This is a genomic window from Labrys monachus (assembly GCF_030814655.1).
GTDB lineage: Bacteria > Pseudomonadota > Alphaproteobacteria > Rhizobiales > Labraceae > Labrys > Labrys monacha.
The window spans coordinates 5,349,795-5,364,240 of sequence record NZ_JAUSVK010000001.1 but is presented as its reverse complement, the minus strand read 5'-3'; the positions used below and the strand labels follow the sequence as shown (position 1 = coordinate 5,364,240).

Below are 14,446 nucleotides of genomic sequence, written 5' to 3'. Positions count from 1 at the left end.
TCGTCGGTCCTTCATCCGCGATATGCCGGGCCGGTCACTCCGGCTTGGTGTCGATCGTCACGCTGTCGCGGATGGTCCGGCGATCGCTGTCGCCGAGCGTCTCGGCGCCCCCGAGCAGCGGGGCGATCGGCAGCGGCCGGCGGGTGTGGACGTCGATGGTGAGCGCATCCGGCCTGACGATGAAGGCCTGTATCGCCTCGCCGATGGTCCGGGCATTGGCGTCGCCGAGCAGGGCGCCGAGCTCCGACTGGGCCAGCAGGGTCGAGCCGAGCGCGAGCTGCTGGACGGTGACCTTCTGGTCGCTCGCGCTGAGGGCGATGAGCTTGCCGAGGCCGCCGCCGTCCACGACATGCAGGCTCGCCCCCCGAAAGTCGGCGCCGAGCAGCGAGACGATCGATGTGGCGGGGCTGACGAATACGCTCCGGGGCACGTTGCCGAAGGTGGCGCCGACCTCGAACCTGGCGAAATCGCCGATGTCGAGGGAAGCGGGGCCGATGGTCAGCGTCTGCTCGGCTTCCTTCCAGGCCAGATCGATGTCCGCATTGATCTCGACGAGCTTCAGCCCCAGCCTTTCGAAGACGGCCCGCGATTCCGGATCGTCGATAGTGGCGAGCGGCGAACTCAGCCCGCCCAGATGGATGGACAGCGTCGACGGCAGGAGGCCGACCCAGTCCGGCGCGTCGATGGTGAAGCCGCCGACCCGGACCTCGCCCTTGTCGGGTATCTGCGCGACGAAATCGGCCATCGCGAAGCCCGAGGCGCGCACCTTGGGATATTGGTCTTCGCCGAGATCGGAAGGCTGGCCGCCGGCTGCCACTCTGTCGAGCAGGGGATCGAGGTCGGTCACGCTGAGATCGCGCAGCGCCATCGATCCCAAAGTGAACGGCGCGTTCTCGTCGCGGGTGGTGCCGGAGATGTCGCCGAAACGGAGTTCGCCGATGCCGGAGCCGGAGAGGGCTTCGGCGCGGATCAGGCCGATGCCGAGGGGAGGCTTGCCGTCTTCGTCGACCACGAGGCCGTCCATCCGCAGATTGCCGAGGCTGAAGGCCGAAAGCAGCGTGCGGACCAGCCTGACCGTGTCGGCGGGGTGGGCGGAGGCATCGTCCCCGCCGGTGCCGAGATGGCCGAGGAGGTCGACCAGCTGCGAGGGCTTGATGCCGGGCGGCCCCAGTTCGAAATCCCGCCCGGAGATCCGGTTGACGGAGCCGCTGCCGGCCGCGTCGGCGAAGGTGACGTCGTTAAGCTCGAAGCTTGAATAGACCGGCTTCATCTGCGGTGCGGCGGCGGCGGCGAGCGCGTCGTCGAGCCATGCGGCGAGGGCGCCGAAATCGAGATTGTCGATCTCTGCCTGTCCGGCCGTGAGATGGGCGCCATCGGCCGACTTGCTGTCGAGGCCGTCGAAGCCGAGGCGGGCGGCCTTGCCGCTCTCGAGCCGATCGAGGGCGACATGGGTGTAGGTCGCGAGGGGCGGCGCGGAAGGCGCGAGAGAATGCACGACCACCTGCGGGATATCGGCGGCACCGCATGTGGCCTGGAGCAGCAGGATCGCGATCGGCGGCAGGTGGCCGGGCGATGCCTGCGTCGAAAGAGAGGCCGCGCCGAGGGCCGGGCCGGCGACGTCGCGCAGCGTGGCGGCCGGAATTTCCACCGCCATGCCTTCGGGGCCGCCCTGGACGAGGACCTTCTCGACGGTCACTTCGCCGGCCTGGAAGCCCTCGCCGCGCTGCTTCAGGCCCTTGGCCGTCAGCTTGCCGATGGTGATCGCCGGGGCGCCCGCGCCGGGATAGGCGATCCTGACGTCGGTGAGGACGCGTGTATCGCCGGCGACGGTGTCCGTGCCGGTCGCGATCGTCACCGCCGGGGCGCTGCCGTCGAACGCAGCGGCTGGCTGCAGCGCGACGCCGGACAGGCCTGCCGCCAGCAAGACGGCCGCCGCCCGGCGGCGCAGCCCGGGCCTCGGTCCGGTCGATCGGGGAAGATGGGGCCGGGCCTTCATGGCTGTTTCCTCTGCGGGGGGCTGACGGGATCAGAATCGGGATTTCCGACCTCGCCGTCAATGTGCCGCGGGGAGCGCCGGCATCGCTTCATGCAACCGGCGGCCCCGGAAGAAGGGGACGCCGCGCCGCCGTTCCGGGCTCGCAATTTCCGGCGGCCCGCCTTAAGTCATCGGGCATGCTTCCACGTGATCCTCCCCGGACATCCGTCTTCGACGAAGCGCTGATCGCCGCCAGGAGCCTGGTCGGCTATGCGTCCTCGACGTTCAACCCGACGCTCCGCCTCGGCGTGACCGGCCTCTCGCGTGCCGGTAAGACCGTCTTCATCACGGCGCTCGTGCAGGCCTTGGTGGAAGGCGGGCGGCTGCCGGTGTTCCGGGCGCAGGCCGAAGGGCGCATCGCGGCCGCCGCTCTGTCACCGCAGCCGGACGATACCGTGCCGCGCTTCGACTACGAGACGCATCTGGCCGACTTCTTCGGCGCGGACCGGCACTGGCCGGAATCGACCCGCCAGATCTCGGAGCTTCGCCTCAACATCGATTTCCAGTCCACGCGCCGGTTCGGCTCGGCCATGTCGCGACTGACGCTCGATATCATCGACTATCCCGGCGAATGGCTGCTCGACCTGCCCCTGCTGACCATGAGCTATGCGGAATGGTCGGCGCAGACGCTGGAGGCCAGCCGCGCCGGGTCGCGCCTCGCCATCGCCGGGCCGTGGCACGCATTCCTGGCGGGGCTCGATCCGGACGCCCCCGAAAACGAGGCTGTCGCGAGGCAGGCGGCGAGCCTGTTCACCGCCTATCTCAAGGCCGGCCGCGACGAGCGCTTCGCCCTGTCGACCCTGCCGCCCGGCCGCTTCCTGATGCCCGGCGACCTCGAAGGCTCGCCGGCCCTGACCTTCGCGCCGCTCGACCTCGCCGCCTCCGGGACAAGCGCGGCGGGCTCGCTCCGCGCCATGATGGAGCGCCGCTACGAATCCTACAAGCAGAAGGTCGTCCGCCCCTTCTTCACGCAGCATTTCGCAAGGCTCGACCGGCAGATCGTGCTGGTCGACGCGCTTTCCGCGCTCAATGCCGGGCCGCAGGCGGTGCTGGATCTCGAGACGGCGCTGACGTCGGTGCTGTCGGCCTTCAGGGTCGGCTCCAACAGCTGGCTGTCGGCCATGTTCCGGCCGCGCATCCAGAAGATCCTGTTCGCCGCCACCAAGGCCGACCATCTTCACCACACCAGCCATGACAGGCTGGAGGCGATCCTGCGCAAGATGGCGGAAGGGGCGATTTCGCGTGCGGCCTTTTCGGGCGCGGCGGTCGACGTCGTGGCGCTCGCCTCGGTGCGGGCGACGCGCGAGGCGAGCGTGAAGCAGGGCCGCGAGACGCTGCCCTGCATCATCGGCACCCCGCTTGCCGGCGAGCATTCGGCCCATGAGACCTTCGACGGCGAAGCCGAAATCGCGGTCTTTCCGGGCGAACTGCCGGCTGATCCGCAGGCGGTCTTCGCAGGCGGGGTGTTTTCCGGCCTCGAAAATGCGCAGCGCGACGGCGTCGACTACCGCTTCATCCGCTTCCGCCCCCCCAAGCTGGAAAAGGGGCAGATCCTTCCCCATATCCGCCTCGATCGGACGCTCCAATTCCTGATCGGCGACAAGCTGGCCTGACGTGACGAACCGCGCGAGCCTCTCCCCCTCCCGTCAATGCAGGGACCGAAGATGAGTGTGGACCCGCGCAAGCCGCGCGCCTTCCGTCTCGACGATCCGAGGGTGGTGCTGGCGGACACGCCGGCCGCCGGCACCGCGGCACGGGGCCATGTGGTGGTGACGCCCGAGCCGGAGATCTTCGACGAGGAGCCCGCCCCGATCGTGCCGCGACCGCGCCGGTCGCGCTGGGGCACGCTGTTCTGGTCGGCGGTGGGCGGTCTGGTCTCCCTCGCCATCGGCCTGTCGGTGACGAAGCTGATCGACGACCTGTTCTCCTATGCCGACTGGCTGGGCTGGGTGGGAGCCGTCCTCGCCGGCGTCGCGGTGCTCGCCTTCCTGGTCATCGCCCTGCGCGAGATCGGCGGGCTGATGCGGCTGTCGCGGATCGAGCACCTGCACGACCGGGCGGTGACGGCGACCGCGCGCGACGACAGGGATGCGGCGCGCAGCCTGGCGCGCGACCTCGTCCGGCTCTATGCCGCCAATCCCCGCATGGCGCGGGCCCGGGCCAATGTCGAGGCGGCTGCCGGCGAGATCGTCGACGGCGCCGACCTCATCCGCGTCGCCGAGCGCGAGCTCATGGGGCCGCTCGATGCCGAAGCGCGGCGCATCATCGCCGACGCCGCCAAGCGCGTATCGCTGGTGACCGCGGTCAGCCCGCGCGCGCTGGTCGACATGTTCTTCGTCGGTGCGGAGACGCTCCGCGTCATCCGCCGCCTCGCCACGCTCTATGGCGGGCGCCCGGGCGGCCTCGGCATGCTGCGGCTCCTCAGGCATGCCCTCGGCAACCTCGCCGTCACCGGCGGCATGGCGGCAGGCGATTCGATCCTCAGCCAGGCCCTGGGCCATGGGCTGGCCTCGCGGATCTCGGCCAAGCTCGGCGAGGGGGTCCTGAACGGCATCCTGCTCGCGCGCCTCGGCCTCGCCGCCATGCTGGCGACGAGGCCGCTGCCTTTCGACGTCCTGCCCCGTCCGGGCGTGACCGATGTCGCCGGCGGGCTGATCGTCAGGGATCGCGCCCGGCCTGCGGAGACCCGGCAGGCCCCTGCGTCCGAGCCCTGATCACCGCCCGCGGCACCGTCCGTCGGCACGGCAGAACGGCGGTGGCCTGTGCCATTTTGTGTTTTTCGACGAAAAGGTGACGAGCATGGGCATTGTGGCGGAGCACCACTGCGACTATAGACCTGTCGCCCCGAGTAGCGGAGCGTTGGGATTCTTACATGCCTTCAATGACTGTAGATACCAATTATCGGCCGACCGACGACGAGCCGTTCATGAACGAGCGCCAGCGGGATTATTTCCGGCGCAAGCTCAATGCCTGGAAGCTGGAGATCCTGCGGGAAGCGCAGGACACCATCGCCAACCTGCAGGCTGAAAACGAAAACCATCCCGATCTGGCCGACAGGGCTTCTTCGGAAACCGACCGCGCCATCGAGCTGCGCGCGCGTGATCGCCAGCGCAAGCTGATTTCGAAGATCGACGCGGCGCTGTCCCGGCTGGACGATGGTTCCTATGGCTTCTGCGAGGAGACGGGCGAGCCCATCTCGCTCAAGCGCCTCGATGCCAGGCCGATCGCCACCCTGTCGCTCGAAGCGCAGGAGCGGCATGAGCGTCGCGAGCGCGTCTATCGCGACGATTGACGCGGCGAGACCGCGGGCCGGCTCCGCCCGGCCTGCGGCATGGTGCGCCCGGCCTTGACATTCGGCGGCGGCTCCGCTGCTTATGCCGGCATGGTTGGGATGTGCCGGACCTCGCCGATGCGGTGTTTCTTCGCCGCCCTCATCGCGTTCGCCCTCATGCTGAACGGCATGGGCGTTGCGGCGTCGGCCGGCCGACTCGCGCCCGGCGCCGGATTCGTCGAGATCGCCGGCATCGCCGTCACGCTGTGCCAATATGCCGGCGCCGACGGCGGCAAGGGCGCCCCCCTCATCCTGCATGACTGCGACCGGTGCGCCCTCTGCGCCGCGCCCTGGCTGGCGGCCGACGCTCCCGATGGCGCGATCGAGCGGCCCGTCCGCGCCATGGCGCTCCGTCCAGCGCCGATGCGCGCGAGACCCGGGCCGTCCCGCTGGCGGGCTTCCTGGCCGCGTGGTCCGCCCGCCGCCTGAACAGCTGCGACATCTCTTGCCCATCATCAGCCCGGCGCGACCGCCAGCCGGCCGCCAAGCCTGTTCAGGATCCATCATGCATATCCCCTCTCTCCTCGGCGCAGCCGCGCTCACAGCGACGCTCGCCGGTTCGGCCCTGGCCGCCGACTTCAAGGCCGGCAATCTCGTCATCCATGATCCGTGGACGCGGGCGACACCGCGCGGAGCGCCTGTCGCCGGCGGCTACGCCGTCATAGAGAACACGGGCGACCAGCCCGACAGCCTCACCGGCGGCTCGTTCTCCGCTTCATCGGGCTTCTCGATCCACCAGATGACGATGAAGGACGGGGTGATGTCGATGGGCCCGGTCGAGGGCGGCCTCGAAATCCCGGCCCATGGCTCGGTGAAGCTCGACCCGAGCGGCTTCCACCTGATGTTCACGGGATTGACGCGGCAGCTGAAGCGCCACGAAACAGTCGGCGGCACGCTCGTCTTCAAGAATGCGGGCACGGTCAGCGTCGACTATGCGGTCGGGAGCATCGGCGCTCGCGGGCCCGAGCATTCCGGCCACTGACGGCCAACCGAAGCGGCGCCGGCCGCTCCGATCGTCCCAGTCGACAACAGGATCCGGCGGCGCGAATGGCTGCGGCGGACCGGTTCGCCGCGGCTTCGCGTCCGCTGCAGGAGAGAATGATGACCGTTCAAGCAAATCGGCTGCAGGTGATCGCCGTCACCGTCCTGGTGGGCATTCTTTGCGCCATCGGCGTGCTGCTCTGGCAGTCCATGGGGAGCGGCGGCAGGGGATCGCCGCAGACGAGCCTCATCGGCGGCGAATTCACCCTCGTCAATCAGGACGGCAAGCCGATCACGCAGGCCGATTTCCTGGGCAAGCCCACGGCCTATTTCTTCGGCTACACCAATTGTCCGGATGCCTGCCCGACGACGCTCACCGACATGACCGACCGGCTCAAGGCGCTGGGGCCCGACGGCGACAAGTTCAACGTCGTGTTCATCACCGTGGACCCGGCGCGCGACACGCCCCAACTGCTCAAGACCTATCTGGAGAGCTTCGATCCGCGCATCACCGCCGCAACCGGAACGCCGGCTGAGATCGCCGACGTGATCAAGAAATTCCGCGTCTACGCCAAGAAGGTCGGCGACGGCGACAACTACACCTTCGATCACTCGACGGCGGTCTATCTGATGGATGCGCGGGGCGAATTGGTGACGCTGATCGATTATCAGGAGCCCCGCGACGAAGCCCTCGCCAAGATGCGCCGGGCCCTGACCTCGTGAGGCGGGTCCTGTGGATTCCGCTCGCGGCCGTGCTCGGCGGGGCAACCGCGGGGATCGCCATGGTCGCCCTGCACGCGCCGGAACCCGAACCGGCGCGGGCCACGGCCGACATGCGCCCGCCCGACGCGACCTTCGATCCGGTGTTCGAGCCCTGCGCCCATTGCCACCAGATCGGACCGGGGGCCCGCAGCATGACGGGACCGTCCCTCCAGGGCGTGATCGGACGCAAGGCGGGCACGTTGGCAGGCTACCCGTTCTCGGCGGCGATGCGCGCCAGCGGGGCGACATGGGACGCCGCCACGCTGGACCGGTTCATCGCCGCGCCCCAGGCGCTCGTGCCGGGAACGCGCATGATCTTCGCCGGCATCGACGACCCCACGCGCCGGCAGGCGCTGGTCGCCTTCATCGCCCGGACGAACGCCGCACTGTAAGCGCAGGACGCAAAAGCGATTCGAGCGCGAATTGCGCCGCAGGCAACCCTTGCGCGCGAGCGCCGCAATCGCCACTATCCTTCTTTCGGGGATGACAATCCCTTTTTCTGGGAGCTCCCCGAAAGACCGAGCGCCTGCGGCGCGGGTTTCGTTGGAGGAACGCCCCATGTCTGTCACACTGATTTTGAACGGCAAGGGCAGGGACATCATCTCCCTGTCGCCGGAACACACCATTGCCGAAGCGGCGCGCATGCTCGCCGAGCGGCGCATCGGCGCCGTTCTCGTCACCGGCGGGGATGGGGCGATTGCCGGCATCCTGTCGGAACGCGACGTGGTGCGGGCGCTGGCGACGAGCGGCGCCGGCGGCCTGGAGCATCCGATCTCGCATCACATGACGGCGAAGGTCGAGACCGCGCGTGAAAGCGACACGATTCCCGCCATCATGGAAAAGATGACGACCGGAAAATTCCGCCACATGCCGGTGGTCGAGAGCGGGCGCATCGTCGGCATCGTCTCGATCGGAGACGTCGTGAAGTATCGCCTCGCCGAGATGGAAGCCGAGACGCAGGCCATGCGGGAATACATCACCGCCTGAACACCCTCGCCATGCTCAGGCGGCAGTGCGGGACGGCGGCAGTTCGCGCAGGCTGTCGCGCATGATGTCGGCCAGCCTTTCGACGACCGGATCGCGTGCCGCGTGCCCGCGATAGAGGCGCAGCGGCAGGGAGCGGAACCCCGCGGGCAGGGCTCCGCCGGGCTCGATCGGCGCCAGCCCGGCGGGAAGCCCGATTGCGGTGCGCAGGGTGATGCCGAGGCCCGCCGCCACCGCCGCCCACAGCCCCGTCAGGCTGGCGCCGGTGAAGGCGATCCGCCAGGCTATGCCGGCCCTGTCCAGGGCCTCGGTGGCCGCCGTGCGGAACAGGCAGGGCGCCTCGAACATCACGAGCGGGAGCGGATCTCCGGGCGGGAAGGCAAAGACCGCGCCTTCTCCCGCCGGTCCGATCCAGCGCATCGGCATCTCGGCCAGGGCTTCCCCGGCGAGGGACGCGGCATCGTCCCGGGAGCCGTCGCCCCAGGCGATGGCGAGGTCGAGCTGCCCGGCGGCGATGCGGTCGAGCAGTTCGGCGTTGCGGGCGACCCTTGCCTCGATCCTCACCTTTGGATGCGCCCGTGCGAAACGGCCGAGGATGGCCGGCAGCACGGTTTCTCCCAGGTCCTCCTGCACGCCGAACCTCACGGTGCCTTCGAGGTCGATGCCGCGGACGGCCGCCACCGCCTCGTCGTTGAGCTCCAGGAGGCGGCGGGCATGGGCGAGCATGGTCTCGCCCGCCTCGGTGAGGGCGAGGCCTCTCCCGGATTTTCGCAAGATCGCCGTCCCCGCCTGGTCCTCGAGCTTCTTCAGCTGCGCGCTGACGGCCGAGGTCGACCGTCCGAGCCGCTCGGCCGCCCGGGCGAAGCTGCCGAGCTCGACACCGGCAACGAAGCTGGCGAGCACATCGAGATCGAGGATGACGCGGCGCATGTGAAACCGTCCTGTTTTCAGGGATTGTTCGTTCGAAATTTCCCGATTTTATGAATCATGATGCCGGCGCATGATCGAGAGATCAAGGCAATGGAACCTTGCTTTCACGGGATGCCGATCATGCCCTTCGTGCGCCTGTCCCTCCTGAAGGGAAAATCGCCCGACTATCTCCGCTCTCTCTCCGATACCGTCCATGGGGCGCTCGTCGAGGCCTTCGACGTGCCTGCCGACGATCGCTTCCAGGCCATCCATCAGCACGAGGCGGGCGAACTGGTGTTCGACCGCCATTATCTCGGCGGCCCGCGCTCGGACGATTTCGTGCTGATCGCCGTCACGGCCGGCCGGCCCCGGTCCAGGCAGGTCAAGCAGGCGTTCTACCGGCGCCTGGTCGACGGCCTCGCACAGGCGCCCGGCCTGAGGCCGGAGGACGTCATGGTCGTCATCACCACCACGGCGCCCGAGGACTGGTCGTTCGGCAACGGCGTCGCCTCGATGATCGAGCCGGCCGCGTGACCGGGGCAAGGCGATGACCGATCCCGCCATCATGCCGGTCCCTCCCGGCCTGCCGGTCGAAATGACCGTCCTGCGCGCCGGCCGGAGCGTGGCCCGGTCGCCGGACGGCATCGCGTCCGGCACCTTCCGCGTCGAAACGCTGCTGTCGGGGACGAAGGACGGCGAGCCGACAGCGCTGCGCGCGACATTCGATCCGGGTGTCCGGACGCATTGGCACAGCCATCCCCGGGGCCAGATGCTGTTCGCGCTGTCGGGCGCCGGCCTCGCGCAGCGGCGCGGCGGCGACGTCGTCGAATTGCGGGCAGGCGATACCGTCTGGTTCCCGCCGAACGAAGCGCATTGGCACGGTGCCGCGGCGGACAGTCCTTTCAGCTATCTCAGCATCCAGGCGATCGAGCACGGGACGGCCGTCCATTGGCTCGGTGCCGTCGGCGCATGAGGCAAGCCATGTATGCCATGCAGTACGAAATCGGCCTGCCGGCCGATTACGACATGACCGTCATCCGGCGGCGCGTCGCCGAGAAGGGCCCGCTGCTCGACGATCTCCCCGGCCTCGGCCTCAAGGCCTATCTGATCCGCGAGCGCGGCGTCGACGGCTCGCCCGTCAACCAATATGCGCCCTTCTATTTGTGGGCGGACACGGGTGGCATGGGACGGTTCCTGTGGGGCGGCGGCGGCTTCGGCGCCATCGTTTCCTCGTTCGGGCGTCCGCCCGTGCGGCATTGGACGGGCGTGGCGTGCCTACGCGGGGATGCCGCGCTTTCCGAGGCGCAGACAGCCACGCGTGAAACCTGGCCGATGGCTCCCGATGCCGATCCGGGGGCCGGGGTGGATTCTGCGCTGAACGCCCTTGCCTGCCACGCGGCCTTGCAGGGTGTCTGCATGACGGCCCTGGCCGTCGATCCGCAATCCTGGCAGATGGTCCGCTTCACGCTCTGGGACCGCGAATCGGCGCAGGACGCCGCTGTCCGCTACAACGTGCTGCATCTCTCGGTTCCCGGAATGGGCGGGATGGCTGGTCCCGGGAAAGTCTCGGTGCAAGGCGGGCCGGAGACCAGCCGCAACCTGTCAGATGGCTGCTATCGGCCTGACCTGGGGACGGCGACGGCTGAGCCGCAATAGGATGGCAAAGGCGGTCCCCGAACACAGCATGCAGAAGCCGAGAAGGGCATTGGTCCCGAAGTGGGTCAGCAAGGCCACCAGGACCGGCGGGGACAACGCGGAGATGAGGTTGAGCGGCAAGGCGATGTGAGACGCCGCCTTCGCATAAGCCTCCTTGTCGTAGAACACGAGAGGCATGGTCGCCCGGGCAACGGCGAAAGCGCCGCTGCCCAGGCCATAAAGCAGGACGAAACCTGCGCAGAGGGTGGAGAACTCGTCACGCCAGCGCTTCCAGCGTCTCCTTGATCGCGTCGAGCGATTTGACTGCGGCGTCGGCGCCCAGTTCGATGCTCTCGGCCGCCTTGTGGAAATCGAACGGCGTGATGCGCCCGAGGCGCGGACCGATCGAGACGTCGGGCGGGTCGCCGGCGAGGCGGGAGCGCGAGATGCGGTCCTGCGTGATGTTGAAGGCCTCCATCATCACCGTATGGATGCCGGGCGAGCGCATCGCCCGCCGTTCCGCCGGCGGCGTGGCGAAGCCGAAGCGGCGCCGCACCAGCGAGGTCGCTGCCCCGAGCGCCCGGCTGCCGCGGATGCGCCGCCGCGGAATCGGCGGATCGTCCGCTTCGGCGACCGCACCGACGGCGTGGATGACGGCGCCGCGGCCCGTCAGTTCGCCGTTGAGGTTGACGGCGATCACGGCGCGGGCGCCGAGCGCGCGGGCCGCGGAGACGGGCACGGGATTGACCAGGGCCCCGTCCATCAGCCAGCGTCCGTTGATGCGGACGGGCTCGAAAATGCCGGGCAGGGCGTAGGAGGCGCGCAGGGCGGTGACGAGATTGCCCTTGGTGAGCCAGATTTCGTGGCCGGGGCCGATCTCGGTGGCGACGGCCAGGAAGGGGATGCGCAGGTCCTCGATCATCAGCCCTTCCAATTCGTCATGCAGCGAGCGCGCGAGCTTGGTGCCGGCGATCAGGCCGCTGCCGCCGAGATTGAAGTCGAGCAGGCTGAGGACGCGCCGCTTGGTCAGGCTGCGCGCCCATTCCTCGAATTGGTCGAGCTTGCCTGCGATATAGCATCCGCCGACGACGGCGCCGATCGAGGTGCCGGCAATGACGTCGACATCGTAGCCGGCCGCGTCGAGCACGCGCAGCACGCCGATATGGGCGAAACCGCGTGCCGCGCCGCCGCCGAGAGCCAGGCCGACGACGGGACGCGGCGGCCTTGCCGGTTCGTCCGCGGCGGGCGGCGTCAGCGCCGGCTCGCTTCCCTCGCCACGCCGCGGCAGTGTCTGAAACATCGCGAAATCCTGGTTGAACAAAAGCGGGGAACGAGCGCCGCCGATCCGGCAAGAATCGTGCAGCGCGGGCGGCTTGTCAAAAGCTGGAGCGTCCGAAGCACGGCTTTCCTTGGTTTGGAGAGCGGAGGCGCCTCGGTGGCGTTGGGGACCGAATGTCGAGGATGGAGCCGCAGTCCCGAACGCGGGCCGTTCGGCCGGATGGCTGTGGGTTTCCGGCGATTGCTTGCCTCGACTCATAGATATTTTGTATGTCAAGGGCATGGACGAAATTGAACAACCGCCGGCCGGCGACGGCATCGAGCCCGTCAACCTGCGCGAGGCGTTGGAAGAGCGCTATCTCGCCTACGCCTTGTCGACCATCATGGGCCGCGCCTTGCCCGACGCACGCGACGGCCTCAAGCCGGTGCATCGGCGCATCCTGCATGCGATGCGCCTGCTCAGGCTCGACCCGGACCAGGCCTTCAAGAAATGCGCCCGCGTCGTCGGCGACGTCATCGGCAAGTATCACCCCCATGGCGACCAGGCCGTCTACGACGCGCTGGTGCGCCTCGCCCAGGACTTCGCCCAGCGCTATCCGCTGATCGACGGCCAGGGCAATTTCGGCAATATCGACGGCGACAATGCCGCAGCCTATCGGTACACCGAGGCGCGGCTGACCCCTGTCGCCATGCTCATTCTCGAGGGCATCGACGAGGATGCGGTCGATTTCCGCCCCACCTACAACAATGAGGACGAGGAGCCGGTGGTCATGCCCGGCGCCTTTCCGAACCTGCTCGCCAACGGCGCGCAGGGCATCGCCGTGGGCATGGCGACCTCGATTCCCCCGCACAACGCCTATGAGCTCTGCCAGGCTGCGCTGCACCTGATCGAGAATCCCGGCGCCTCCACGGCCGATCTCCTGCAATTCGTCAAAGGTCCGGACTTTCCGACCGGCGGCATCGTCACGGAAAGTCCCGCCTCGATCCTGGAAAGCTATTCCACCGGGCGCGGCGGCTTCCGCGTCCGGGCCCGCTGGCACCGGGAGGATCTCGGGCGCGGCACCTGGGCGGTGGTGATCACCGAGATACCCTGGCTGGTGCAGAAGAGCCGGCTCATCGAGAAGCTCGCCGAATTGCTGGAGGAGCGCAAATTGCCCCTCGTCGGCGATGTCCGCGACGAATCGGCGGAGGACGTGCGCGTCGTCATCGAGCCGAAGTCGCGCAATGTCGACGACGCCGTAATGATGGAATCGCTGTTCAAGCTCTCCGAGCTCGAGAGCCGCATTCCGCTCAACATGAATGTGCTGGTCGACGGGCAGGTGCCGCGCGTTCTCTCGCTCGGCGAGGCCCTGCGGCAATGGCTCGACCATCGGCGCACCGTGCTGGTGCGCCGCTCGAAGCATCGCCTCGCCGCGGTGGAGCGGCGCATGGAGGTGCTGGCCGGCTATATCATCGCCTATCTCAACCTCGACGAGGTCATCCGCATCATCCGCTACGAGGACGAGCCCAAGGCGGAACTGATCGCAGCCTTCTCGCTCAGCGACGTGCAGGCCGAAGCCATCCTCAACATGCGCCTGCGCAACCTGCGCAAGCTCGAGGAAATGGAACTCCGGCGCGAGCACGACGAACTCGGCAAGGAAAAGAACAACATCGAGAAGCTGCTGGCCTCCGAGGCGCGGCAGTGGAAGACGGTGGCCTGGCAGGTCGGCGAGACCGCCAGGATCTTCGGCCCCGATACGCCGCTCGGCAAGCGCCGCACCGATATCGACGCCTCCAAGGCCGGCACGATCGACCTTTCCGTCGTGACGGAGGCGATGGTGGAGCGCGAGCCGATCACTGTCGTGGTGTCGGAAAAGGGCTGGATCCGCGCCCTGAAGGGGCATTTGTCGGATGTCTCCGCGCTCACCTTCAAGGCCGACGACCGCCTGAAGCTCTCCTTCCAGACCGAGACGACGGCCAGGCTCCTGGCCTTCGCCACCAATGGCAAGGTCTATACGCTCGAAGCGTCCAAGCTGCCGGGGGGGCGCAGCGCCGGCGAGCCGATTCGCCTGATGGTCGATCTCGACGAGGGCGCCGACATCGTCGACGTCTTCGCCTATCAGGGCGGGCGCAAGCTCGTCGTCGCGGCGACGGACGGGCGCGGCTTCGTGGTGGCGGAGGACGACATCCTCGCCAATACGCGCAAGGGCAAGTCGGTGCTCAATGTCGAGACGCCGGCGGAGGCGCGCTGCATCGTGCCGGTGACCGGCGACATGGTCGCGGTGATCGGCGAGAACCGCAAGATGCTGGTCTTCCCGCTGCACCAGATGGTGGAGATGTCGCGGGGGCGCGGCGTCCGCCTGCAGAAATACCGCGACGGCGGCCTGTCGGATCTGCGCGTCTTCGACAAGGCGCAGGGGCTGACCTGGACCGATTCCTCGGGGCGGACCTGGACGGTGACGGATCTCGTGCAATGGATCGGCAACCGCGCCGACGCCGGGCGCCTGCCGCCCAAGGGCTTTCCGAAGAACAACAAATTCACCGGGCGGTAG

Annotated in this window: 15 protein-coding genes and 1 pseudogene; 12 read left to right on the top strand and 4 right to left on the bottom strand. The window is 68.5% G+C overall.

The genetic code is table 11. From position 1 onward, the window contains the following. Positions 1–34: 34 nt before the first annotated feature. Positions 35–1,996 carry an aq_1923 C-terminal domain gene (locus J3R73_RS24540; RefSeq protein WP_307433498.1) on the bottom strand — a complete coding sequence of 654 codons (1,962 nt, stop codon included), beginning with the start codon at positions 1,994–1,996 and terminating at the stop codon, positions 35–37. A 176-nt stretch (positions 1,997–2,172) separates the two neighbouring features. On the opposite strand from J3R73_RS24540, the gene J3R73_RS24535 reads away from it, so the two are divergent. From J3R73_RS24535 to J3R73_RS24500, 8 genes are all read left to right on the top strand, one after another. Beyond that, positions 2,173–3,648 (top strand): YcjX family GTP-binding protein, encoded by a 1,476-nt coding sequence (locus tag J3R73_RS24535; protein ID WP_307433494.1) that lies wholly within the window; start codon positions 2,173–2,175, stop codon positions 3,646–3,648. 51 nt (positions 3,649–3,699) lie between these two features. After that, positions 3,700–4,749 (top strand): YcjF family protein, encoded by a 1,050-nt coding sequence (locus J3R73_RS24530; protein ID WP_307433491.1) that lies wholly within the window; start codon positions 3,700–3,702, stop codon positions 4,747–4,749. A 167-nt stretch (positions 4,750–4,916) separates the two neighbouring features. Continuing rightward, positions 4,917–5,327, top strand: coding sequence for an RNA polymerase-binding protein DksA (gene dksA, locus J3R73_RS24525; protein ID WP_370880111.1), 411 nt, complete (start codon positions 4,917–4,919; stop codon positions 5,325–5,327). Positions 5,328–5,444: 117 nt separating this feature from the next. Beyond that, entirely contained in the window at positions 5,445–5,795 is a 351-nt protein-coding gene (locus tag J3R73_RS24520) for a hypothetical protein (RefSeq protein ID WP_307433483.1), read from the top strand. 76 nt (positions 5,796–5,871) lie between these two features. Next, a complete protein-coding gene (locus tag J3R73_RS24515) occupies positions 5,872–6,348 on the top strand; it encodes a copper chaperone PCu(A)C (protein ID WP_307433479.1) in 477 nt (158 codons plus the stop codon). A 119-nt stretch (positions 6,349–6,467) separates the two neighbouring features. Further along, positions 6,468–7,070, top strand: a complete 603-nt coding sequence (locus J3R73_RS24510; RefSeq protein ID WP_307433474.1) for an SCO family protein — start codon at positions 6,468–6,470, stop codon at positions 7,068–7,070. 59 nt (positions 7,071–7,129) lie between these two features. Then, positions 7,130–7,501, top strand: a complete 372-nt coding sequence (locus tag J3R73_RS24505; RefSeq protein ID WP_307433471.1) for a c-type cytochrome — start codon at positions 7,130–7,132, stop codon at positions 7,499–7,501. A 166-nt stretch (positions 7,502–7,667) separates the two neighbouring features. Continuing rightward, the gene (locus J3R73_RS24500) at positions 7,668–8,096 is read left to right on the top strand and encodes a CBS domain-containing protein (RefSeq protein ID WP_307433469.1); all 429 of its coding nucleotides are present in this window, start codon (positions 7,668–7,670) and stop codon (positions 8,094–8,096) included. A gap of 15 nt (positions 8,097–8,111) precedes the next feature. On the opposite strand, the gene J3R73_RS24495 is transcribed toward J3R73_RS24500, so the two are convergent. Continuing rightward, positions 8,112–9,023 (bottom strand): LysR substrate-binding domain-containing protein, encoded by a 912-nt coding sequence (locus J3R73_RS24495; RefSeq protein ID WP_307433466.1) that lies wholly within the window; start codon positions 9,021–9,023, stop codon positions 8,112–8,114. A 120-nt stretch (positions 9,024–9,143) separates the two neighbouring features. Here J3R73_RS24495 and J3R73_RS24490 point away from each other — a divergent pair, with 120 nt between their 5' ends. The 3 genes from J3R73_RS24490 to J3R73_RS24480 are packed head-to-tail and all read left to right on the top strand — an operon-like array spanning position 9,144 to position 10,658. Continuing rightward, the gene (locus tag J3R73_RS24490; protein WP_307433463.1) at positions 9,144–9,536 is read left to right on the top strand and encodes a tautomerase family protein; all 393 of its coding nucleotides are present in this window, start codon (positions 9,144–9,146) and stop codon (positions 9,534–9,536) included. Between the two features lie 13 nt (positions 9,537–9,549). Continuing rightward, a complete protein-coding gene (locus J3R73_RS24485) occupies positions 9,550–9,975 on the top strand; it encodes a cupin domain-containing protein (RefSeq protein WP_307433460.1) in 426 nt (141 codons plus the stop codon). Next, positions 9,972–10,658 (top strand): DUF4865 family protein, encoded by a 687-nt coding sequence (locus J3R73_RS24480; RefSeq protein WP_307433456.1) that lies wholly within the window; start codon positions 9,972–9,974, stop codon positions 10,656–10,658. Before J3R73_RS24485 ends, J3R73_RS24480 begins: the two co-directional genes overlap by 4 nt. On the opposite strand, the pseudogene J3R73_RS24475 reads toward J3R73_RS24480, so the two are convergent. Both J3R73_RS24475 and J3R73_RS24470 read right to left on the bottom strand, forming a co-directional pair. After that, positions 10,605–10,895 (bottom strand): annotated as a pseudogene (locus J3R73_RS24475) (MFS transporter); the annotation flags it as partial. The gene J3R73_RS24480 and the pseudogene J3R73_RS24475 overlap by 54 nt on opposite strands. A gap of 19 nt (positions 10,896–10,914) precedes the next feature. Further along, positions 10,915–11,937, bottom strand: a complete 1,023-nt coding sequence (locus J3R73_RS24470; protein WP_307433453.1) for a patatin-like phospholipase family protein — start codon at positions 11,935–11,937, stop codon at positions 10,915–10,917. A 259-nt stretch (positions 11,938–12,196) separates the two neighbouring features. Here J3R73_RS24470 and parC point away from each other — a divergent pair, with 259 nt between their 5' ends. Continuing rightward, positions 12,197–14,446: a DNA topoisomerase IV subunit A gene (gene parC / locus J3R73_RS24465; RefSeq protein ID WP_307433450.1), complete on the top strand. Its 2,250-nt coding sequence runs from the start codon at positions 12,197–12,199 to the stop codon at positions 14,444–14,446.

Bases quoted from the DNA above. Each gene is read 5' to 3' on its own strand.
- J3R73_RS24540 (WP_307433498.1), bottom strand. From the start codon at position 1,996: ATGAAGGCCCGGCCCCATCTTCCCCGATCGACCGGACCGAGGCCCGGG.
- J3R73_RS24535 (WP_307433494.1), top strand. From the start codon at position 2,173: ATGCTTCCACGTGATCCTCCCCGGACATCCGTCTTCGACGAAGCGCTG.
- J3R73_RS24530 (WP_307433491.1), top strand. From the start codon at position 3,700: ATGAGTGTGGACCCGCGCAAGCCGCGCGCCTTCCGTCTCGACGATCCG.
- dksA (WP_370880111.1), top strand. From the start codon at position 4,917: ATGACTGTAGATACCAATTATCGGCCGACCGACGACGAGCCGTTCATG.
- J3R73_RS24520 (WP_307433483.1), top strand. From the start codon at position 5,445: ATGCGGTGTTTCTTCGCCGCCCTCATCGCGTTCGCCCTCATGCTGAAC.
- J3R73_RS24515 (WP_307433479.1), top strand. From the start codon at position 5,872: ATGCATATCCCCTCTCTCCTCGGCGCAGCCGCGCTCACAGCGACGCTC.
- J3R73_RS24510 (WP_307433474.1), top strand. From the start codon at position 6,468: ATGACCGTTCAAGCAAATCGGCTGCAGGTGATCGCCGTCACCGTCCTG.
- J3R73_RS24505 (WP_307433471.1), top strand. From the start codon at position 7,130: ATGGTCGCCCTGCACGCGCCGGAACCCGAACCGGCGCGGGCCACGGCC.
- J3R73_RS24500 (WP_307433469.1), top strand. From the start codon at position 7,668: ATGTCTGTCACACTGATTTTGAACGGCAAGGGCAGGGACATCATCTCC.
- J3R73_RS24495 (WP_307433466.1), bottom strand. From the start codon at position 9,023: ATGCGCCGCGTCATCCTCGATCTCGATGTGCTCGCCAGCTTCGTTGCC.
- J3R73_RS24490 (WP_307433463.1), top strand. From the start codon at position 9,144: ATGCCCTTCGTGCGCCTGTCCCTCCTGAAGGGAAAATCGCCCGACTAT.
- J3R73_RS24485 (WP_307433460.1), top strand. From the start codon at position 9,550: ATGACCGATCCCGCCATCATGCCGGTCCCTCCCGGCCTGCCGGTCGAA.
- J3R73_RS24480 (WP_307433456.1), top strand. From the start codon at position 9,972: ATGAGGCAAGCCATGTATGCCATGCAGTACGAAATCGGCCTGCCGGCC.
- J3R73_RS24470 (WP_307433453.1), bottom strand. From the start codon at position 11,937: ATGTTTCAGACACTGCCGCGGCGTGGCGAGGGAAGCGAGCCGGCGCTG.
- parC (WP_307433450.1), top strand. From the start codon at position 12,197: ATGGACGAAATTGAACAACCGCCGGCCGGCGACGGCATCGAGCCCGTC.